This is a genomic window from Aulosira sp. FACHB-615 (assembly GCF_014698045.1).
Lineage (GTDB): Bacteria > Cyanobacteriota > Cyanobacteriia > Cyanobacteriales > Nostocaceae > Nostoc_B.
This window is the reverse complement of record NZ_JACJSE010000055.1, coordinates 1-23,360: the sequence shown is the minus strand read 5'-3', so window position 1 is coordinate 23,360 and position 23,360 is coordinate 1. Positions and strand designations below refer to the sequence as shown.

At 40.6% G+C, this 23,360-nt stretch carries 16 protein-coding genes; 7 read left to right on the top strand and 9 right to left on the bottom strand.

Annotated features, from left to right (window positions below; genetic code table 11):
- Window positions 1-58: 58 nt before the first annotated feature.
- Window positions 59-349: a hypothetical protein gene (locus tag H6G77_RS33790; RefSeq protein ID WP_190873950.1), complete on the bottom strand. Its 291-nt coding sequence runs from the start codon at window positions 347-349 to the stop codon at window positions 59-61.
- A gap of 109 nt (window positions 350-458) precedes the next feature.
- Here H6G77_RS33790 and H6G77_RS33785 point away from each other — a divergent pair, with 109 nt between their 5' ends.
- Window positions 459-1,283: a caspase family protein gene (locus H6G77_RS33785; protein WP_313954542.1), complete on the top strand. Its 825-nt coding sequence runs from the start codon at window positions 459-461 to the stop codon at window positions 1,281-1,283.
- Here the strand turns inward: H6G77_RS33785 and H6G77_RS33780 are convergent.
- Genes H6G77_RS33780 through H6G77_RS33770 form a run of 3 tightly spaced genes read right to left on the bottom strand, consistent with a single transcriptional unit; the run spans window position 1,190 to window position 4,404 of the window.
- Complete coding sequence (locus H6G77_RS33780) at window positions 1,190-2,107, bottom strand: hypothetical protein (protein ID WP_190873949.1); 918 nt, start codon at window positions 2,105-2,107, stop codon at window positions 1,190-1,192. The genes H6G77_RS33785 and H6G77_RS33780 overlap by 94 nt on opposite strands.
- Window positions 2,104-3,471, bottom strand: a complete 1,368-nt coding sequence (locus tag H6G77_RS33775) for a CHAT domain-containing protein (RefSeq protein ID WP_242049399.1) — start codon at window positions 3,469-3,471, stop codon at window positions 2,104-2,106. Before H6G77_RS33775 ends, H6G77_RS33780 begins: the two co-directional genes overlap by 4 nt.
- Before the next feature lie 24 nt (window positions 3,472-3,495).
- A complete protein-coding gene (locus H6G77_RS33770; RefSeq protein ID WP_190873948.1) occupies window positions 3,496-4,404 on the bottom strand; it encodes a hypothetical protein in 909 nt (302 codons plus the stop codon).
- Between the two features lie 732 nt (window positions 4,405-5,136).
- Here H6G77_RS33770 and H6G77_RS33765 point away from each other — a divergent pair.
- Genes H6G77_RS33765 through H6G77_RS33755 form a run of 3 tightly spaced genes read left to right on the top strand, consistent with a single transcriptional unit; the run spans window position 5,137 to window position 7,109 of the window.
- The gene (locus tag H6G77_RS33765) at window positions 5,137-5,898 is read left to right on the top strand and encodes a TIGR04255 family protein (protein ID WP_190873947.1); all 762 of its coding nucleotides are present in this window, start codon (window positions 5,137-5,139) and stop codon (window positions 5,896-5,898) included.
- Complete coding sequence (locus H6G77_RS33760) at window positions 5,883-6,542, top strand: hypothetical protein (protein WP_190873946.1); 660 nt, start codon at window positions 5,883-5,885, stop codon at window positions 6,540-6,542. Before H6G77_RS33765 ends, H6G77_RS33760 begins: the two co-directional genes overlap by 16 nt.
- Window positions 6,543-6,560: 18 nt before the next feature.
- On the top strand, window positions 6,561-7,109 hold the full coding sequence (locus H6G77_RS33755) for a hypothetical protein (protein WP_190873945.1): 549 nt from the start codon (window positions 6,561-6,563) through the stop codon (window positions 7,107-7,109).
- Window positions 7,110-7,315: 206 nt separating this feature from the next.
- Here H6G77_RS33755 and H6G77_RS33750 read toward each other — a convergent pair whose 3' ends face one another.
- The 5 genes from H6G77_RS33750 to H6G77_RS33730 all read right to left on the bottom strand — a co-directional run bounded on the left by H6G77_RS33750 (window position 7,316) and on the right by H6G77_RS33730 (window position 9,847).
- Window positions 7,316-7,678, bottom strand: a complete 363-nt coding sequence (locus H6G77_RS33750; RefSeq protein ID WP_190873944.1) for an HNH endonuclease — start codon at window positions 7,676-7,678, stop codon at window positions 7,316-7,318.
- A 94-nt stretch (window positions 7,679-7,772) separates the two neighbouring features.
- On the bottom strand, window positions 7,773-8,315 hold the full coding sequence (locus H6G77_RS33745; RefSeq protein WP_242049398.1) for a hypothetical protein: 543 nt from the start codon (window positions 8,313-8,315) through the stop codon (window positions 7,773-7,775).
- Between the two features lie 377 nt (window positions 8,316-8,692).
- Window positions 8,693-8,887, bottom strand: coding sequence for a hypothetical protein (locus H6G77_RS33740; protein ID WP_103123728.1), 195 nt, complete (start codon window positions 8,885-8,887; stop codon window positions 8,693-8,695).
- 103 nt (window positions 8,888-8,990) lie between these two features.
- Window positions 8,991-9,293, bottom strand: coding sequence for a helix-turn-helix domain-containing protein (locus H6G77_RS33735; protein WP_190873943.1), 303 nt, complete (start codon window positions 9,291-9,293; stop codon window positions 8,991-8,993).
- Complete coding sequence (locus tag H6G77_RS33730) at window positions 9,293-9,847, bottom strand: hypothetical protein (protein ID WP_190873942.1); 555 nt, start codon at window positions 9,845-9,847, stop codon at window positions 9,293-9,295. Before H6G77_RS33730 ends, H6G77_RS33735 begins: the two co-directional genes overlap by 1 nt.
- 171 nt (window positions 9,848-10,018) lie before the next feature.
- Between H6G77_RS33730 and H6G77_RS33725 the strand changes: the two genes are divergently transcribed.
- The 3 genes from H6G77_RS33725 to H6G77_RS33715 form a co-directional block, all read left to right on the top strand.
- Window positions 10,019-10,180, top strand: coding sequence for a ribbon-helix-helix domain-containing protein (locus H6G77_RS33725; RefSeq protein ID WP_242049397.1), 162 nt, complete (start codon window positions 10,019-10,021; stop codon window positions 10,178-10,180).
- A gap of 7 nt (window positions 10,181-10,187) precedes the next feature.
- Window positions 10,188-10,373, top strand: coding sequence for a hypothetical protein (locus H6G77_RS33720; protein ID WP_190873941.1), 186 nt, complete (start codon window positions 10,188-10,190; stop codon window positions 10,371-10,373).
- Between the two features lie 571 nt (window positions 10,374-10,944).
- Window positions 10,945-23,360, top strand: a 12,416-nt coding sequence (locus H6G77_RS33715; protein ID WP_190873940.1) for a Calx-beta domain-containing protein, incomplete at its 3' end; no start/stop codon positions are given.

Genomic DNA, 23,360 nt, shown 5'->3' with positions numbered 1-23,360 from the left:
TTTTTTGAAGATGTGCTGCAACTATTTTTTCTCGAAGATCGACAGAGTATGACTTCATTTAGAGGTATTTATATTTTAATTTATTGTACCTCATAACAGACGCAAGTGCTGTAATCAATTCTTGAGGATTAATTTGAGTAGGTGGTGAAGTTAGTTTAATTGTGCGTGCTGGTAAAACAGAACTATTATCAGCACTTAATAAATCTACAGTAATTACTTTTAAATTACTTACTTTCTCGCTAGTCCGCAGCGTAATCGTGCGGGTAAGATTTTCTCCTCTGGTTGCGTTGATTGTAATAGATTTAGGATTAGTTACAACCTCTGCTTGAGCCAAATCTGGAGATTTCATCAGAACGACCAATGATAACAATAGAATTTTTAGAATATCAAAATGCCTAATTTTCATACCTGAAGATAGGTGCTAAATTATAGCCATACTACCTAATACCTACCCAAAAGTGAACGCACTCTTTAGCCAAGGTCATGCCTGTATTGTTGGGGTTGGTGGTGATTTACCCAACACCATAGATGATGCTGTCGGTCTTGCCAATATCCTCAAAGACGCGGAACGCTGCGCCTATCCACCTGAACAGGTGCATTTGTTGACTAAGGAACAGGCAAGCAGAGAGGGAATTATTACAGCTTTAGACAAATTAGCTCAATCAACTACACCTGATTCTACGGTAATTGTCTATTTTTCTGGGCATGGCTATCAAGTCAATAGTCCCATAGGTGAAGCGTATTACTTAATGCCTTTTGGTTATGACCAGACCAAATTACATAAAACTGCGATTAGTGGTACAGAATTTATCACCAAACTACAGGCGATTTCTGCCAAAAAGCTGTTAGTCTTACTGGATTGTTGCCATGCTGGTGGCTTAGGAGATACATCAAAACTCGGCTATGAAGCTGAAAAAGCACCCCTTCCGCCAGAGGCTCAAGCTTTATTTAATCAAGGGAAAGGACGAGTGGCGATCGCTTCCTCCCAAGCTGATGAAAAATCTTTCGCAGGTAAACCCTACAGTGCTTTTACACTGGCCTTAATTGAAGCCTTAGCAGGTAAAGGTGCTTCGCAAAAAGATGGTTATGTGCGGGTTGCAGATTTAGCGATGTATGCGCGTGAAGTAGTTCCGAGAAGAACACGCGATCGCCAGCATCCCATTACCAGTTATGGAAGCACTAGAGTTAGTCATATAATAATCCCTAAAATAATTGATAATAATTGTTCGCAAATGGTGCGTAAATTACTACATATTTTCTTCAAATCTTTATCTAATTTATAAAAACGAAGACTAATCCTTCTCCTGTAACTGCGAAAATTTTTCTTAATACTAACTTCATCTTCAGCTAATATCACGCTTTCTAATTTTTCAAAATCTTTCCTCAAATCAGTAACCCAGTCTTCTTCATAGCTAACGAATTGCAAATCCATTAAAGATTTTAAAGATACCCAAGCACTTTTAAATGTATAAAAATCGTTAATAATTATTTCGATTTGACGTAATCTCCAATCTATTGCTTGCCATTCATCGTGTTGTTTTACAACATAACATAGGCTAGGATATAACTTGCTAAGTTGGTCAATAAAATCTTGGCAATAAACAATTTTTTCTGAATTTATATTTTTGTTGGTTAGAGAGTTAAGTATAGATGTCGTTCTATCTATAAATGAAGATACTCGCAGCGAAAATGCTACTTGACTGATTTTTGTATTTACTAAATTAGGAATGTTGTTAATTGTTTGATTGATTATATAAATAGTAAAATTCAGTGAATTTATGTCTAATTCCTCAATAGCTTGTTGAAGTGATACTTTTGATTTTTCTAACTCTTTAATCCATATAAAATCACTGTTAGGTAAATTATGTTGAACACCAAGCACATTGGACTCTTCAATTATTTGCTCTAATGTTAGCAATGAGTCTTTGAGCATCTCTCTACCTGTTTCATCGTTTGGAAATTGCCTCACTTCTCTAACAATGCTGCTATAACATTGAAATTCTAATTTGTGTAGTAAATCGTGGAACTCCTTATAGCATTCTAAAAGTAGAATTTCCTCACAGGCTGCCTTAAAATCAGCATGAAAGTAAGTTATATCTGGACTCAAGTTGTCTTTTTTTTTGAATCGGAGTCGATTTTTGATGATTCTGAAAGGTAATAATCATCTCCAATCCTAAAATCGTTGGCTGAACCAGAGTTGATATTGTTGTTTCCATATTGCTGCACGTTTTGAATCATTTGGTTATCGCTTTTTACACCAAATTTTGGGATAGATTGGTCAAAGTTACTTTTACCTTGTCTCTCATTTTCTGGACTCTGACGCTTAAATAAATACCCATCCTGCACGCGCATAAATTTGATAAGTGTGGCAAAATCACGGTTTTGATATTTTGTATCCAGAGCAACAGTACGTCGAGCATTCTGTGCTGCAATATCTACGGGTGTATCCTTAGCTAACCTTTTGTAGAATTCGCAAGCAAATTGGCTAGCTCTAAGATTTGTTATTTCATACTGCATTGCTACAACAACTGGAATATTCTGCTGCACAATTTTAGAGGCAACACCAACAAAAGCCTCAGATTCAGAAAGCATTCCACCTTCACAGGCTTGTAGAAATACAATTCCTGGGCGGTGACGGTTAAAAAGCCCACCAAAAAAATTAGCATCTACCCAATCTGCTTTTTCTGTGTTAAAAACTTTTTTCACCAATGCAATTTCACCCACATCCTCACCATCTTCATTTTGCAAGCGTCCATGCCCGATAAAGTGAAAAATATGAGGTTGTTGTTCGAGTACAGTATCAATTTCGATAGAGGTAGCAGGATTGACAATAGGCAAAAATTCAATGTGTTCCGGTTGGTTATTTGCTAGTTCTTGCAATGCTGTTTGTACTGTCTGGTATTCAACTGTTCCCAAATCTTGAGGTGCTGCGATCGCCAAAGCAATTTTTAATTTTTCTCCTTGTTCTAGCTGAATTGGTGGGGCTGGATGCCATTGGGAGCGTCGGCGAGAAAAGACCAAGTTTGGATCAGTAGCTATCCAAAGTTCATTTGAGTGGGTACTTCCAGGTAAATACATAAATTCCCAAGGTAATGCAGCAATTTCAGGCATTCCTTGTTCATCAATGTCTAGTTCGACTCGTAACAGTTGCCTTTCTTGCTGTACAACCTGGAAATGAAAATTTACAAAGTCCTGACGCAGCGTATCGTCAAACAAAGTATTAAATAGCACTTCTCCAACCTGACGCGCTTGCTTGGAGTTTTTGATTTCGCCATTTCGTGCTGTATTAATCTGGGAGTGAATCTCCTCTAAGTTATTTCTGTAACGAAAAACGCCAGAAGGTTCTCCCAAAAGCTGATGTTGAGCGTCTTTCTTTTCTACCTGCACGCGCTCAAAATTAGCTATACGAATGCGGTAAGTATAATAACTTTTATCCATATCAAAACTAGCTTTTACCCTTGCCGTAGGCATACATTTTATTTATGTCAATTCAGCTTATTTCGGAAGTGTTAAAGTCCAGAATTCGGCATCACCACCACGGGCGAATTTGCTTGCTGCATCATCCCCTTGTCCTAACAATCTCTGAAAACGCTCCGACAAGACAGCAGCTACATCTTCTAAAGCAGAAGTTAACCAGTTCATCTTCGGTTCAGCCCATACCGTACCCCGCACAGTTATAGAATCAGTTCCCTTGGGTACTTTAAAGACAATTGCAAATTTTGCTGTCCCAATTCGTTGTAAATTATCATCATTAATCCGCCAGTAACACACTGAATTACCTTCACCGTTAGCGATAATTTCTGAGTAACCAAGTTGATAATTGTAAGCTGGAACAGCTAGAAACGCTTTGAAATTATCCTTAGTTGACACACTTGCTTTCAAATTATTAGGAATCGATGGTAAAAGTTGAGCCAACTGGGAGCTATCAATTCCTATACTCCATTCCAAATTACCACCCAGCCCCACATCCAGACCTACGCCAAAACTCATCACTGAACGCCATCTGTCAGAAGGGAATAGGCTTTGAATAATTGGTTCTTTGCTTCCTTTCGGCCCAAAGTCCAACTCACAGGTTAACCGCCAAAACTGAGCAACTCGCTCAGGACGTAAATCTACGGTAAGAGTCATGTAATAAAAGTCGAACTGGTCGCGCATCTGCTGCTTGTAAATGTCAATCAGTTCAGTACCGCTATTTATAAATGTATCTTCTGTGAGGCGAATTAACTTATCTTGAGGATTACCAAAGCTAACCTTTGTTTTAAACAGACTGTCAACCGCTTCCGCCCCAACACCTAATTTAGTACCACCAGCAAGGGTTCCCTCCCATTTTTGAACTTCTTGCAGCAAGTCAGATAATAAACCATCTGTCTGTTCTGGGTGTGGTGGGGTTGGCTCATCGTTCATCTGCGCTGTCTCCTTTGTCAGAACTATTTATTGAAGCAGAGTTAGAAAAAATTGGCAAACCCCGACTGTATGATGAATTAATTTAGGTAAATATACTACCGATTTATGGTTTTCCCATTGATTTTGTGCGCTTACTCCCAGGGGACAGCGATTAGTCTTAAATCATCTTAAGGAAAGCATAGATTAGCACGCGATATCGTGAGACTGATAGCATGGTATCTTGATGATCGCTAACATATGCACTGATAGCCGTAGCCCTACAAGTAATTGATGTCCCTCAATCAGAAATGGACGGTTTGTTGACACCATTACCAAATAAATTTGCCCAAATCATTGTATATGAGAAAGTTCCAGAGGGGCAGGTCACAGAAAGCCCATTCCTGATCACTTTTTTCAGGTATTAGAGAAGGCTTTAGAAATTACTGCATCTTGTAGTTGCGATACAAGCTGGTATGACTTCTAAAGAACTTATTCAAATTAATATAAGGATTTAGATGGGTTTATTTGCTCAAGATGATAATTTTTTTGAGCGACTAGGCTGTCAGTCTATAGAAAGAATTTAAGTATTTGGGTAGAAGGTAAGGGTAATCTAAGAGTAGAACGAAGACTATGCTATGCTCCTTTAGCTTGTGCTTAACTGTGTAGCTTGCTGTACTTGTTCAAGCGATAACTACAAAAGGAGTAGGAATTTGATATTGTCTGAGGAGCAGCCACAGTTATGAGGTTGAGCGAATGTCAATAGCTAAATTCAGTAAGTCACCACTGACAGAAGTTGTCTTGGGCGTTGAATTCAACGATCCAGGGTTCTCTTCTGTGCATTTCGGACTGTACTGGCAGAGTATTCAGGACAGATTTCCTTCTCCACCACTTGACAGACCGCCAATAGGAGACATTGAACTTCTTCCTATGATGCCCAAACTCCGTCGAGTTTGGTTTGAGTCACTTGACAGAAAACAACTCATACAGTTGCAGTCAAACCGATTTCATTACAACTGGCGTCGTCAAGGTGAAGCAGATGAATATCCTCATTTTAAGGAAATATATCCGAGATTTGAAAGTGAATGGCAGCACTTTCAAGAATGGTGGATCAAAACCGAAAACACTGTGTTGCAACCGATTCGTTATGAAATAACCTATCTTAATCAGATTGATCAAAGTTTCGGTTGGTATGACCCAAGAGATAACCATAAAATTTTTACCTTTATTGGTAAGGATTGGGAAGGTTATCTAGAAAAACCTATATTCTGTAACGCTAATTTTGAGTTTGATATCTCAGAACAAATTGGTATTCTAGCAGTTAAAATTAATCAAACAATTAGAGTTGATGATAATAATTATGTTATTCTTCTTGAGTTAACAACTCGCAGCATAGATACAAAATTGAATTTTGATGATTGGTTTAATTCGGCTCATGAATATACCGTTGATGCTTTTTTACACCTAATAACAGAAGAAGTAAAACAAAAGTGGGGCTTGAAATGGTTAGCGCAGTAAATAGAACAATATCTACATCTGATCATATGGGTGTATATCGGCTAAATACAGAAAATCAACAAACTAATACAACAAGCATAGATTCATATTACAAAGATCCTGACTTACTTATAAGATCATATTTTTTATCTACTCCTAATAAAAGAACCAAGTTAAGAAAGGCTGTTGTTAGAAGTTTTCCATCCTGGAGAGCAGTCTTAGAAGTTTTAAAATGGAGCATCAACGGGAAAGCCAGTGATGCCCATGATGGTGCTGTGGATTTATTGGCAGAGATTGATAATATTAATTTTCTTATAGATACTAGCAAGTATTTAGAAACTAGTAATGAATTATGGAGTAATACATCCAATGTTAATCAATTATTAAAACTTGATTCTTGCTGGGAAATCCTGATTAAAGCAATCGCTTGTGCCTATAAGATTCCTGCTGAAGCAAGATTTGAATTAACCCTCAAATTAAGTTTAATAAGAGCAATTAACACACGCAGAATTTTAAAATCAACTCTGATTGATGCGTTGTTGTTGCTTGCGGATGAAATAGATACTGAGCATATAAAAAATGCGATCGCACGCTTTGCATCTGGTTATGAAACTGACCAATACATCCGTAACTATGCTGAAGAAGCTATTCAAGAGCTTTCATAAACGGCCATTACTTGACTTATGCTGCCTACTCTATCAGAGTTTGGGATAGAACCCCCTGTTTATATTCGTAAAATAGATAGCCGTGCTAGTTGGCATCCACAAGAAGGAGATGCTAACTTAGCTGAACGTGCTAGATTAGCAGCAACAAAACTTTTTAAAGAACCAGACAATATATATAGTCTTTGGCTTGTTAACACAGAGCAAGAATTCTATAGTGTAGTTGCATCATTGAGTGCAAATAGAAGTCCTAAAAATCAAAATCTTGATTTTATTGCGATTAAAGAAACAGAATTAAGAGAAGTTGGTATAAATTTTCAACCAGTATCAGAAGGCGGTTGTTTGTATGTGCAATCGTTACATTTTAATGCACAAATTGATAAGGAGACAGCCGAAAAGCTTTGTTACAGTTTGATGAGCCAAGGTAGGGAAGCACAACGCTGTAAAAAAGTGCAAACGACTGAGATTCTTGAGCATCAACAAAAATTTGGATGTAGAGCAACTGACAGCCCAGCTACGTCATGTGAGTGTAATCAATGGACACTCACTGCTAATTTATCTCAAACTTGACTAGGTGCGATCGCCTACTCATTTTAACTAAAAGTAAGTAAATCTCACCTCTTATACCATTTCACTTTAAAAATGATACGGATATGCAAGTAGCGCCTCGACTTCGCTCGGCGACCAGAAGCAGAGTTGCAGAGGAAGCGATTTCTATCAGTAATTTCGTGAAATGGTATTAGAAGTATTTGTTAATCAAGTTGAATACACTCGTATTAACCATCCCAAACAAACTGTTTCCAGTTGACAGGGATTAAACCTTTCTTGACAAGGCTATTTTTCATACCATTATGCTGGCGGTCAAGGCGAAGCGCATGGCATACGGGGCAAAGAGTTCTCAGGTTGGACGCATGATTGCTCCCACCAGATGACAACGGTCGAATGTGGTCGATGTGAGCAGTATTTAGACTGACTTGTCTTTGACATAAACCATTTGCTTTTGGTGCTTTGGCATCTGGACTTTGACACAATCCTTCATCTCTGGTGTAGATACGCTGCCGAGTAGTTTTCCATTGGTAAACAGGCAGGTTTGGATGCTGGCGTTTTTGTTTGACTTTTGTGTAAAGTTCAAAAGACATGACTTGACCGAACTCGACTTAACACAACAGGACGTGACGAAACGGAAGGTGACGGGACTCGCCTTAACGAGACCTGACAAAACGAAACGGGTATTTAAAAAATGCTAAATTCTTTTAGCTCAAATCTTCCGTACCCAATGCTTTGTCTACCATCGCCAACACCTACGAGAGTTCCGGCATTGATAATTGCTGTCTCTAATGACTTTCGATCAACAACAACCGAATCCCAAAGAATGGTGAATGAACATTGCCATCCAGGTTTCACAGCCACACGATAGCGAATGTTTCTCGCTTTAGTGGATGGGTTACGTACACCAATCACTTCGACATAGCTATCGGGTAGTTTCTCACTTTTGACAGTTCCGGCTTCAATGACTTGAGGTGAATCAGGTAATTTAATTGGCCCGTTACTATTACAGATATAAATCTGGTCGTCCATGACTTGCAGGGTACTGGCAATGTCTGCAAGTAAGTTACCTTTACCCCGTTTCACAGTTTTACCGCCATACTTAATGCAGCCGAAAAAGTATGTTGGTAGCAAAAACAATTGGCGTTCTTCATCCATGAGAACAGTCTTTTTCCACTCATTAGGGCTATTACCTGCTACACCATCTTTTTCTTTAGCTTCTAATGGCAAAGCATCAACTCCAAAGTGGTGTAAGTAAGTGTTCTAGTTCCCTCAATTGAGACTTTCGCTTGCAGAATGTTGGCCATATTTTAGACATTGGGCGTAAATACAGCAGAAATTACAGGCGTATGTTTCAGCTTTGAAACCTCCTTTGTCTCAATGTTTTAGTTATTTGGGTTGATTGGCTAGTTGACTAAAATTACTCTTGAGTGGCGATCGCTCAACCTTAAGCAGGCTAAGTAATGCTGATCCACACTTGTAACATCGCCTTTTACTAGCGTTACCCCATATCGGCTAGATTTTTAATGCTGATGTTTGCGATCAGCGATCGCACCAATACAGTTTATTTGGATCATTTGGATCGCTAGACATTCCTACCGTTAATTTCAAGCAGTTAGGTCTCGCTGTTCTAATCCCACATTGAAAATCAGTGTAAAACTGACACCAGGAATGAGTCGGCGCAAAACTTGTAGATGAGCTTCGGCATCGCTGCGACGGCGAAAACGAGCGACAATCTGGTTCTGCATATTGGGTAAAAGCCTGACTATACACCAAGGATTGAGCTTTTCAAGATAAGTCATGAAATTCTCCTGGTAAAATCTGTAATTTCCAAGACAAAAGCCAGCCTACTGTGACACAGGCTGGCAAGAAATATCATTTTGATATTGCAATTAGATGCAATTTCTACTCACTTTCGTCTGGGAAACACAGGTTCTTCAAAAGTTCTTCGGGAATCTCCTCAAAGTGTTCCAGCAAAAAGTTCATCAGTGCAAGGTGGCGTAAATCGGCTGGCATGGGGCGGCGGTAGTTTTTACCTCTAGCAAACCAGCGTCGAACCGTAGACAGGGAGCGATCGCAAATCTGCGCCATTTCTTCGTAATTCACCTGCCACTTGGTATAAAACTGCTTGGGAGTCATGCCCAATTGACAATAAATGTACAGTTGCATCAAATCTTGCTCTCGCTGCTTGAGTGGATGAGGATTCATTAGTATGTATCCTCGCTGATGGGTTCTAAATCTTCTTCCCAAGCAATATCCGCAGATGTCCAAGCTGCACTCTTGCTCTCTTTGCTCAACCAAATTAGGTAGCACCAACTCCAGGCGCAACGATGAGAAGCAAAGCTATAAAATCGACCAATGACAATACCCCAGTCAGTATCGCTTTCATTACTAAGCCAACGCAAGCGATCGCCATACAAAAATCTGGGTGTGTTGGCGACATCAGGAAAGTTGGCGGGAAGCTCAACAGATGTGTCTGGGTATTTGAGGTTAAGCACACCTGGGACTATATCTTGGTGTTTGTGGCGGATGAGATGGAGATAAGCCGCAAGCAATTTACCATTGATGCTGTGAGTTAACGCAGAAATCAGAATTGCCGCTAGAGTTTCTATTTCTTGCGGCTGGAGTTGCATCCAGGTGCTATCAAAGTCTGCGTCAGAGTAGTTTTTGAGTTTGGCTAGTAATTCGGTGATGCCAAAATCATCGTCGGCTTGTTGATAAGCTCTGTGTTCATCTGTTTTATAGCGAACAGGGTTTAACATTGTATATGACTCCTGAATAGAGGGGCCAAAAGCCAGCTTGAGCCGTAGGAAAGTTCGAGGCTGGCTTTTGACTTATCAGTAATTATACATAAACTAGCTGTATTTTTATGTTAATTTATGCGTCTTAGTGTGTTTAATAGAAAAAGACACAAAATAGCTTATGATGGTGATATGGGAAAAGTAACTGTAACTATTTACATGGAAGAAGTAGACAAAGAAGCTCTGCAACAATTGGCGGATGCAGAGGAGCGTTCTTTGTCTCAAATGGCGGTGTTAATTTTGAAACGAGCGATTAGACAAGCTCAGAACGATGGGACGATTACACCGAAATAATTCTTAGTTGGTTGAAAAGGCGATCGCCTACACTCTACCATTGGCGATCGCTTCTCAGTTAGCAAAATACTATGGCATCGCCTACACTCTACCATTGGCGATCGCTTCTCAATTAGCAGGGTGCATTGGTGTAGCCCACCGACGGTATCGCATACTGCAAGTAATTGCATTTAATTGTGAAATTTTTATGTAGTAGCTGCCTAATTGCTGGTATTTTCTAGAGAATAGATAGCAAAAGCTCCGATTATTATTTATTTACCATAGAAAAAACACTTAGATTTTGCTTTAAGAAAATATATAAACTTTACGTAAAAATACTAAATTGAATTTACAAATAGTGATAGGATTTGCTGAAGTTGGTTTTAGCTGTCTTATAAGTACATTATGAACGAACATTGTCTTAACGTTCGTTATTTTCTGCGTCTGATTTTTTGTTGGATGTAGATATTGAGAGCAGCTAACTGTTTTGTTCCCTAAGTATTGATTAATCACTAATTTCAACCCAAAAAAAAGCGAGTTAATCTCTATGAAGTGAATAAATCTATATTATTGATTTTCAAAATTTGAGAATAAAAGCCTCGACTAATAAAGCTTTGAGTTAGGGATTGCGATCGCTCCAAAACATTTCAATCCCCAAAATTCTCATATCTTTAGTAGTCTAACCTCTCCAACGCTAATTTTTTAAATCTACCTGCCCGTGACCCTCATAAGTTACGGACAAAATTTTTCATGACTCTTTTAAAACTACTTTTATCCTAAAAAACATGAATAATACTTACATTCTTCCTAACAATCTAGTTGTAGAGTCTCCCTTAAGCATTGATACAAATATATTAAGTTCTCTAGAACAAGCTCTGATTCTGGTGCAAGAAAGATTACAGGCTTTTGCTAGTGAACCAGAATTTACTCAAAAAATTGCAGTAGCTTTTGGAGATACGGCAGATGCTGACTCTTTACAAACAGCGTGGTTAGCAGGAGATTTAAGTATTGTTCCCACGATAGCCATTCGTAATGCAGCAGATATCAATGGTGCGAATGGAGCTTATGGGGCATTTACTAATAAAATTTACTTGTCTTGGGAGTTTTTGCAGGCTAATCAGGCGAATCCAGAAAATTTAGTAGGGTTGTTGCTAGAAGAAATTGGGCATCGAGTTGATAGTATTTTGAATGAGAGCGATCGTGCTGGGGATGAGGGAGCGATTTTCTCGGCGTTGGTACTAGGGGAAAGTCTTTCTAGTGGGCAGTTGCAGTCTTTAAAAGCGGAAGATGATCATACTGTAATTACTCTGGATGGGCAGGTTGTTGAGATTGAAAAGCAAGATTTTATCGGCACGGCAGGTAATGACAATATTACTGGAACAGTCGGAGATGATTTTATTCAGGGTTTGGAAGGGAATGACAACCTGAATGGGTTAGCAGGAAATGACATCTTAGATGGTGGTGCGGGGACGAATACTCTAAATGGTGGTGATGGGGATGATGTCCTAATTAATAGTTTTGGTAGTGTCGATGGTGGAGTCGGTCGAGATGTATTAGTTTTGAACTATACAGGCTATTTTACAGGAGTTTACAACACTAATTTAAGCGATCGCTTCCGGCGTACAGGCGATAATGCCGACCTAATTTACTATGCAGGAATCGAAAACTTTAATATTACTGGGACAGTATATACAGATTATTTGAAAGGCACTGTTGGGGATACTATTGATGGTGCAGGTGGTAAAGATTATCTCTACCTGGATGTTTCTACTATCACCAGTGATGTTACCGTTGACCTGACTCAAACTACCAATCTATTTAATGTTGCTAATACTAGCGTCAAGAATTTCGAGAGTATCAGCACAATTACCACAGGTGCAGGGAACGATACAATTAAACTCGGTTTACTCCCTTCTACAGAAAGAGGAAGTGTAGATGGTAGGGCGGGCAATGATACGCTTATTCTTGATTTTACAGGCTATTTTACAGGAGTTTACAACACTAATTTAAGCGATCGCTTCCGGCGTACAGGTGATAATGCCGACCTAATTTACTATACAGGAATTGACAACTTTAATATTACTGGGACAGTATATACAGATTATTTGAAAGGCACTGTTGGGGATACTATTGATGGTGCAGGTGGTAAAGATTATCTCTACCTGGATGTTTCTACTATCACCAGTGATGTTACCGTTGACCTGACTCAAACTACCAATCTATTTAATGTTGCTAATACTAGCGTCAAGAATTTCGAGAGTATCGGCACAATTACCACAAGTGCAGGGAACGATACAATTAAACTCGGTTTACTCCCTTCTACAGAAAGAGGAAGTGTAGATGGCAGGGCAGGCAATGATACGCTTATCCTTGATTTTACAGGCTATTTTACAGGAGTTTACAACACTAATTTAAGCGATCGCTTCCGGCGTACAGGCGATAATGCCGACCTAATTTACTATACAGGAATTGACAACTTTAATATTACTGGGACAGTATATACAGATTATTTGAGAGGCATTGCAGGGGATACTCTTGATGGTGCAGGTGGGGTAGACTATTTAACCCTTGACTTTTCGACTCAAAGCAGTTCTGTCAACATTGATTTGACTCAAACAACCAATCAAGTTAACTTTGCCAACACCAGTGTCAAGAATTTTGAAGCCATTGAAGTAATTACCACAGGTAGTGGTGATGATCGTATCAAATTAGGATTGACAGCATCGACGGTAAGAGGAAGTGTAAATGGCAGGGCAGGCAATGATACGCTTATCCTTGATTTTACAGGCTATACCACAGGAGTTTACAACACTAATTTAAGTGATCGCTTCCGGCGTACAGGTGATAATGCCGACCTAATTTACTATACAGGAATTGACAACTTTAATATTACTGGGACAGTATATACAGATTATTTGAGAGGCATTGCAGGGGATACTCTTGATGGTGCAGGTGGGGTAGACTATTTAACCCTTGACTTTTCGACTCAAAGCAGTTCTGTCAACATTGATTTGACTCAAACAACCAATCAAGTTAACTTTGCCAACACCAGTGTCAAGAATTTTGAAGCCATTGAAGGGATTACCACAGGTAGTGGTGATGATCGTATCAAATTAGGATTGACAGCATCGACAGTAAGAGGAAGTGTAGATGGCAGGGCAGGCAATGATACGCTTATCCTTGATTTTACAGGCTATTTTACAGGAGTTTACAACACTAATTTAAGCGATCGCTTCCGGCGTACAGGTGATAATGCCGACCTAATTTACTATGCAGGAATTGAAAACTTTAATATTACTGGGACAGTATATAACGACTTTTTCCAAGGTTTTGCAGGTAATGACACCATTATCGGTGGTGCAGGGAACGATAGCATCAATAGTAGTGCGGGTAATGACATCATCATCGGTGTGAATCCCTATGCTGCTACGCCTGGATTGAATGAAATTGATACCGTGACTGGCGGAACGGGGAGCGATCGCTTTATTTTAGGTAATGCTGCTAATATCTTCTACGATGATGGCAATACTACGACAGCAGGCACTAATGATTATGCCCTGATTAAAGACTTTAACCCCAATGAAGATTTCATTCAACTAAAAGGTTCCAAGAGTAATTATTTACTCGCTGCTTCTCCCATTAATGGCATTTCCGGTACTGCTATCTACCTCAACAAACCCAGCGCAGAACCTGATGAACTCATCGCCATTATCGAAGGGGTGACGGGGTTAGATATTAACTCCAATTATTTTGTTGAAGCCAAAGACGAAATTGCCTTTAGTGCTGCTCAATTTAGCGTCAATGAAGATGGAACTCCCGTTATTGCAGTCACTGTTACCCGCACAGAACTAAATACTGGGGAAGTCAGTGCAACAATTATTCTCAATGATGGCACGGCAACGGCGGGAACTGACTATGATAATTCTCCCATTACAGTTAATTTTGCCTCTGGAGAAACGAGTAAAACCGTTGTGATTCCCATTACTGACGACAGAATTGGTGACGGGAATGAAACTATCAACCTGACGCTGACTAGTCCCACTGGTGGCGCAATTTTAGGTACGCAAAGTAGCGCGACATTGACAATTTTTGATAATGAACAACCGGGGACATTAGCCTTTAGTAATACTGCTTTCACTATCAATGAAGATGGGACAACTACAGCAGCAGTTACCATAATTCGTACTGGCGGAAGTGACGGACAAGTTAGCGTTATTGTCAACCCCAGCAATGGTACAGCAACAGCACCAAGCGATTACAATAACAGTCCTATTATTGTCACTTTTACTGATGGCGATACGACTGCGAAAACTGTTACTATTCCCATCGTCAATGACAGCAAATTTGAGCCTAATGAAACGATTAATTTAGCACTGACTAACCCCACTGGTGGTGTAACGCTGGGAACGCAAAGCACGGCGACACTGACTATTATTAGCGACGATCCCATCCAACCAGGAACATTAAGTTTTAGTGCATCTCAATTCAGCGTCAACGAAGATGGAACTCCGGTTGTTGCTGTTACTGTTACCCGCACAGGTGGAAGCGATGGCGAAGTTAGCGTGATTTTAACACCCAGTAACGGCACTGCAACAGCATCAGCAGATTACAACAATACGCCGATTACTGTTAACTTTGCTAATGGTGAAACTTCCAAAATTGTCACTATTCCTATAGTTGACGACACGCAATTTGAAAGCGATGAAACCATCAACCTGACGTTAACTAACCCCACTGGTGGTGCAACACTTGGAACTCAAAATACTGCGACGCTGACGATTATTAATAACGATTCTCCGCAACAAGGTACGTTAGCTTTTAGCAATCCTACTTTCAGCATCAATGAAGATGGTACGCCAATTACGGCGGTGACTATTACCCGTACTGGGGGAAGTGATGGCGAAGTTACTGCGACAATTTCTTTAGATGATGGCAGTGCAACAGCACCCCAAGATTACAACAATAATCCCATCACCGTCACCTTTGCCAACGGCGACAATACACCAAAAATCATCACCATTCCCATCGTCAACGATACTGTAGTTGAAGGAACAGAGACGATAAACCTCAGCTTGACTAATACTACAGGTGGTGCGTCAGTTGGTAGACAAAATACGGCAGTAGTGGCGATCGCTGACGACGATGTTCAGCTAAACTTTAGTACAGGCAATTACACCGTCCGTGAAGATGGAACTACGGTTACAGACATCATTGTAACCCGCACAGGACGGACAACAGGAGCAGTTAGCGCGACTATTACCTTTACCGATGGAACTGCTACAGGGTGTGGTTGTGCGGCGAGTTCCGTTAATAACGACTTTTATAATGGTGCGTTTAACATCACCTTGGCTGAGGGTGAGACGAGTAAAGTTATCACTGTAGAGTCAGCCAGTTTGGGGGGAAGTAACGCTATCCGCATCCGCAACGATGCTAAAGTTGAGGGGGATGAAACCTTTAGCATTAACTTGACTAACCCTACAGGTGGTGCAACTATTGGGAATCAAGGTAGTGCGATCGTTAAAATTCTTGATGATGATGTGGCACTTGCGTTTAGTGCGGCTAACTTTAGTGTACGGGAGAATGGAGAAGCTGTAACTGCCGTTACCGTTACCCGCACAGGTAGATTAACAGGCGTAGTCGGTGCAACTATTAATTTAACTGACGGCACAGCAACAGCACCAAGTGATTATAACAATACACCGATAACCATTTCCTTTGCTGAGGGAGAAACCAGCAAGACAGTTTTCATCCCCGTCAACAACGACATTACCGTTGAACCAGATGAAACCGTCACCCTCAGCCTCACCAACCCCACAGGCGGTGCGACAATTGGCACACAGGGTACAGCAGTCCTGACAATTCTGGATAATGGACAAGCACCAACTTTGGGTGTATCCATTAATAAGGATATTGTTGCTGAGAATGCCGGAAATGCTGCTGCAATAGGAACTGTCACCCGTAATATTGTTACAGATCAAGATTTAGTTATTACTCTCACTTCTAGTGATACAACGGAAGCGAAAGTACCCACCCAAGTCACCATTTTAGCTAATCAAGCTTCTGCAACCTTTAACATTAATGCAGTTGATGATGGTGTTGCAGATGGGGCGCAACCAGTTATTATTACCGCATCAGCTACAGGGTTTAGTAGTGGTTCTCGCAACTTAACGGTGACAGATATTAATGTACCGGATTTAGTTGTCTCTAATTTAAGTGCAACCACACCTTTATTAACAGGAAAGCAAGCATTCTTCAGCTATAAAGTTGAAAATAAAGGACTAGCACAAGCAACAGCAACAGAAGCAACTCCCGCAATAGACAGAGTTTATTTATCTACTGATAATAAGTTAGATAGTAGCGATACCCTGTTAGGCGAATTTCAATTTAAAGGGGAAATTCCGGTTGGGCAGTTTTATGAGAGAAACGTTGCCTTCTTTGTTCCCAGAACTACCGGACAATATTATTTAATTGCTCAAACAGATGCTACCAATACTATTAATGAAGGTGGAAGTATTGGCGATAATAACAATATAACTATTCTCCCGGTATCCGTTGCGGCTGCTTATCGGGCTGTAGTTTCCACAGACACAGAAATCGGTATTGCTGGACAATCAGTTATTTTCAAGGGACAAGCGTTAAGTAATGCGGATAATTCACCTATACCCTTTGAATTTGTCACCATTGCAGTTAAAAATAACGGTTTTGTGCGGGAGTTAACAGCATTTACTGATGGAAATGGTAATTTTACCAGCACATTTAGACCTTTAGCGGGAGAAGGTGGACAATATCAAATTAATGCTTATTTCCCCAATAATCCCAACGAAGATATAGCAGCAGAAGACAGCTTTAAGCTGTTAGGAATGCGTTTTGCTAGTAATAGTGTGTCTCATAAAGTAATTGCAGATAACACATTTACTGCACAGGTGAATTTACAAAACCTGACAGATGTAGATTTAAATGGACTTACCTACACAGTAGAAGGTGCGCCGAGTAATTGGAATATTCAAGTTAACACCCCGGCGACATTAGCAGGTTCGGGTAATAATACTATTAGTTATACGATTACAGCACCCAATGATTCTGTAATTACTCAAGACACATTTAATATTAAGCTGACAAGTGCGGAAGGAGTAACAGCAACTTTACCAGTTAGCGTTGATTTAGAAAGAATTGTCCCGCGTTTGGTAGCTTCAACTAATCTCGTCAGCAGTGGAATGTTGCGAGGAAATCAAACGGCGGTAGAGTTTGAGGTGAAAAATGAAGGCGGTGCAGTTGCAGAAAATATTGAAGTATTGCTTCCTGATGCGTCGTGGTTGAAGTTAGCATCACCGACAAAGATTAATTCTCTTGCACCGGGGGAGTCAACGAAGGTAACGTTATTGCTGACTCCAGAGGCGGATTTAGCGTTAACAGAATATACAGGAAATATTTTCTTAGATGCTGCGGGGAATGACGGAGATTTAGCACTTCCCTTTAATTTCCGGGCGGTGAGTAATGCGGTTGGGGAAATTAGAATTAATACGGCTGATGAATTAACTTATTTTGCTGAAGGTTCACCCAAGTTAGCGAATGCAACTGTTACTTTGCGGGATTACTTTACTAATGAAGTGATTGCAACTACGGTGACAGATGCCGCAGGAGTAATTAATCTATCGAATATTAATGAGGGTTTTTATAAGCTTGAGGTAACAGCAGAAAATCACGATACTTATCGTCAGACGATACAGCTTGATGCAGGCGAAGTTGAAAATGTTAATGCTTTCCTGTCGCGTCAAACGGTTAAGTATATCTGGAATGTTACACCGACAGAAATTGAAGATAAGTACAACATTAGTGTTGAAAGTGTGTTTGAAACTGATGTACCAGTTCCAACACTTGTAATTGATCCGCCATTAATTGATTTAGCAAGTTTAGATGTAATAGGTGAAGTCATGCAAATTGACATGACTATCACTAATTATGGTCTAATTGCGGCAAATAATGTCGCTCTAAATTTTGGTGAACATCCATTTTATAAAATTGAGCCACTGCTTGAAAATGCTGGAACTTTATCAGCAAAAAGTTCTTTAACTATTCCGGTTAGAATTACTCGAATTGCTGACTTTGATACCTTGAATACTCAAGGAGGAGATTTAAGTACACTGGCTGCAACTTCTGTTCCATGTGGACTTGGAGGGAGTTTATTTTGGGACTTTATTTGTGGAGATGGATCAGTATCTAAATCTTCTGCGATCGCTTTTAATGGTGTTGATGGAAATTGTCCAGATGGTAGTTTTGGTTTTATTATTGGTGGTGGTGGTGGTGGTGGTATTGGTGGTATTGGTGTTGTTCCAATTATAGTAAGCTCGCCAACCAACTGTGATCCTTGTGTTGAAAAGGTTTTAGATACTCTTGTAGACTGTGCTATCAATTTTATTCCCATAATAGGAGATTTTAATCAATGTGAGGCGGGATTATTTAACTGTTCAAAAAACATCGTTGAGGGTGCAAAAACTATAGATACAGCTATATCCTGTATTAAAGCTAGTCTTAGCTGTATTGGCAAAGAAGCACCAATTAATAAGGTCAAAATAGTTATTGATTGTGCCATTGATGTTCTTTTATCCTGTCAAGATGAAGAAACTAAAAGAAATGTAAAAATTCTTATAAAATCAGTAAGACAATTGAGGAAGTTGCTTAAGAAGTCTAGTAGTGGAAGTAGTCAATCTTCCACTACACTTTCAACAGAAAAAATTTTGATTGAAAGTACTAGCAATTCCATTAAAATTGATTCCATTTCGACAGATTTAACAGCATCTAGTCTGAGTGAAAGTGATATTAGCAATATTCTACTTAATGCTCCTGATGGAATTTCTCAATCCGCATGGGATTTATTAACTACTCACCTTGAAAGAATGGTAAGTGTTTATGATTCATTAAGTAATTTATTTGGTTCTAGTGTATGGTTGGCTGATGAAGCACAAGTCCTTCCAGATTGGATAGAAGCTTTTTTAACTCGTACTGAAGGTTCAAATGCAAATGATTATAAAATTTCAGCCACAGAACAAAATGAGCTTTTATCATTACCTTTACCAGATAGAGTAACAGGAACAGATGTTAATCAGTTTATTGAACGATGGAATCGTAGTATTGATTATTGGTCAACCGGAGTTTTCCTTCAGACGGATGTTCCAGTAGGACAAAGCACAGATTTTCTCGCCTTTGATGATATTTATGAAGTTTCTGGTGCAGCAGTAGAGGCAATTAATCAAAATAAAGCTGAGGGATTTAGTTTAATAAATGACGGTGTGATATATGCTGTAAACCAGTTAAAGACTTCATTAGAAAATGATAGTAATAACAGTGGAGTTTGTGCCAAAGTCCGCATCAGCCTTGACCAAGACGCAGTAACAACCCGTTCCGCCTTCCTCGGCGAACTCGAAATCGACAACGGTAACACCACCAACCTCGAAAACCTCACCGTCACCCTGCAAGTCAAAGACGCACAAGGTAACGTAGTCAACAACCTCTTCGGTATCACCAACCCCATCCTGAAAAATATCACCGCCGTTGACGGTACAGGTATCCTCACTGGCGATAACCCCAACACCCCCCAAGATGAAGGTATCGGTAGCGCACAATGGACATTCATCCCCACAAACCTCGCCGCGCCGGAAGTTCCTACCCAATACAGCATCGGTGGTACACTCTCCTACACCGAAAACGGTCAACTCATCACCGTTCCCTTACTTTCCACCCCCATCACCGTCTATCCCCAAGCCGAACTCTACCTCGACTACTTCCAGCAACGCAACGTCTACGGTGATGACCCCTTCACCGACCAAACTGAAACATCAGTCCCCTTCTCCCTTGGTGTTCTCGTTAAAAACGAAGGTAAAGGCGACGCAAAAAATCTCCGCATCACTTCCGCCCAACCTAAAATCATCGAAAATGAAAAAGGCTTGCTGATTGACTTCCAAATTATCGGTAGCCAAGTCAACAACGAAACTGTCAACCCCTCTTTAACCGTTAACTTCGGCAACATTGCCGCCGGAGAAACCGCCGTCGCTGACTGGTTACTCAAGTCAAGTCTGCAAGGGAAATTCATCGAATACAATGCCACTTTTGAACACGTCAACGGACTCAACAACCCTGAACTTTCTTTAATTAAAGAAACTAAAATCCATGAACTGATTCGTAAAGTTCGCGCCAACGATGACAACCTGACAGACTTCCTAGTTAACGATGTATTTGATGCCAACTTCGACCCCGATACCCTCTACTTCAGCAGTGGCACAACAGCACCCGTAAAAGTCGTCACCAACGCCACCACAGACGGTGCAGCAACCTTTGAAGATTTAACAGTCCAAGTCAGTGCTACCGTAGAATCAGGATGGACTTATCTGCGCCTCAATGACCCTGGTAACGGACAATTCCAAATTAAAAAGGTATTGCGTAGCGATGGTACAGAACTGATTTTAGACAACGTGTGGACAACAGACCGAACATTCCCCGCCACAGGTCGTCCCATCTACGAAAATATCTTACATTTACTCGACAATAACGCCACAGCAGGCACACAAACCTACACCATCACTTACACCACAGGCGACCAAACCCCGCCGAAAGTCCGCGAAATTGTTGATGTTGACCCCAACCCCCGCAATACTCCCGTTAACACCTTAGATGTTGTCTTCACCGAACCCATCAAAGCAGCCACCTTTGATGCAAGTGACATCACCCTCACCCTAGATGGGATTGCAGTTAATACTAATAACCTCAACATCAGTCAAGTTAACGCCAACACCTACCGTATCGGTAACTTACAAGGCATCACAGGCAATGTGGGACAATATCAACTGAGCGTGAATGCCGCCGGAGTGCAAGATTTTGAAGGACTTTCCGGGACAGGAGTTGTTACCGAAAATTGGATTTTCACAGGTGAACGTCCCGCCGTCGCTTCCATCACTGGCTTTACCTCCAACCGCCTCACAACACCAGTTAACACCGTTACAGTCTCCTTTACCGAAGCCATTAACCCCAGCAGTTTCGATTTTAGCGACTTGTTCCTCAACCGCAATGGTGGCGGTGATTTAATTAAGAGTACCGTTAGTATCAGCCAAATTGACGCAGCTACCTACCAAATTAATAACCTGGGTGATTTAACAAATGTTGATGGTGAATACTCATTTTTAATTAATGCTAGAGGTGTCACAGATACCGACGGTAATACAGGCGTAGGTGCAAAAGGATTTACCTGGACATTAGATACAAATGCCCCCAGTCTGCTATCAATTACCGATGTCACCAGCCCCCGCAATACTAAAGTTTCTACCCTAGATATTGCCTTTTCCAAATCAATTGACTCCACAACTTTTGACCTGAGTGATGTTATTCTCACCCGTGATGGCACAACTAATTTAATTAGCAATGGTGTCACTTTTACTCAACTGAATAACACAACATATCGCTTCAGTGGTTTAAACCCTTTACAAACTACTGATGGCACTTACAACTTTACAGTTGTGGGCAGTGGTATTAAAGACACAGCCGGAAATATTGTGACTAATTCCCTGTCTGAAAATTGGACATTAGATACTATTGCGCCTAATGCTGCGACCAATATTCAAGTAACAGCAAATCTTAACCCATCCGGCATTGCGAATGGAACACAAGATGGTGAGATTGCTTCGCTGTCGCTCGCAATGACAAATACGAGTTTAGGCATCCTCAATGAATTTGGTCAAGTTCGCGTTAATAGTACCGCCATTAACATTTCCGGTTCTCTAGGCGAAACAGGATTAAAAGTTTACATCCGCGATAAAAATATCAATCAATCTCTAGGACAAGCCACTGTCAACGGCACTAACTTTAATAGCACCGTACAATTATCTGGTGCAGGTGCAAGAGAATTAGAAATTCAAGTTGTAGATGCAGCCGGAAATACAACCACCATACCTCTGAGTATCTTTGCCGATGTCACCGCACCAACACTAATTAACTTCTTAAATATTCCATCACAACCTGTTACTAATCCTGTTGGTACTGTTGATGTTCAATTCTCCGAAACTATTAAGTTGTCTACCTTTAACTATCAAGACATTACCTTAACTCGTGATGGTGGCACGAACTTAATAACTAATGCAGTCACAATTAGTAATGTCTCTGGAACAACTTACCGCATCAACGGCTTAGAAACTCTCACCCAAACACCCGGAACTTACAACTTACAAATTAACACTCCCGGCATTCAAGACTTAGCTGGAAATGCTGGTATTGAACCGAAAAATACCACCTTTACCATCCAAGGTGCAGTTACTCCAGGGGTAACAATTACACAATCTAACGGTAGCACTAATGTAGTTGAAGGTGGCGCAAGCGACACATACACAGTTGTCTTAAAAACTCAACCCACTGCTGATGTCACTATTACCCTGAATGTTGGTAGTCAAATTACCACTAATAACACTACCCTCACCTTCACTGCTGCTAACTGGAATACTCCCCAAACTATAACTGTTATCGCAGTTAACGACACCACCCCAGAAGGCAATCACGCAGCTACAATTACTCACAGCATCAGTAGTAGTGACAACAATTATAACGGCTTAACCTTACCCAATATTAACGTCGCCATCCAAGATAATGATGCCGAAATTCGCGGTACTGTTTGGAATGATGTCAACGGTGACGGTATCCAAGGTAACGATGAACCCACCCTACTAAGCTGGACAGTTTACCTAGATACCAATAACAACAGCCTATTAGATGCAGGTGAAACTTCCACCCTCACTGACTCCCAAGGTAATTACACCTTCAACGATCTCCGCCCTGGTAATTATACAGTTGCCCAAGTCGTCCAAGATGGTTGGAAACAAACCTACCCCATCATTAACATTACAACTACTGCATCCACGGCGGAAATCTTTACTCCCAGTGACCCCCTCAGCATCACCAGCAACACCCAAGCCACCACAGCTACTAACTTAATTAATCTTGATGACTTCCTCGCAGATACCCGCTTTGCCAATATTAAAGGTCAAGGTTACACCACTGTCATCATTGACACAGGCATTGACGTAGATCATCCCTTCTTCGGTGCAGATAACAATAATGATGGCATAGGCGATCGCATCATCTACCAATACGATTTCGCCGACAACGACAACGACGCAAGCGACAAAAACGGACACGGTTCACACATCGCCAGCATCGCCGCCAG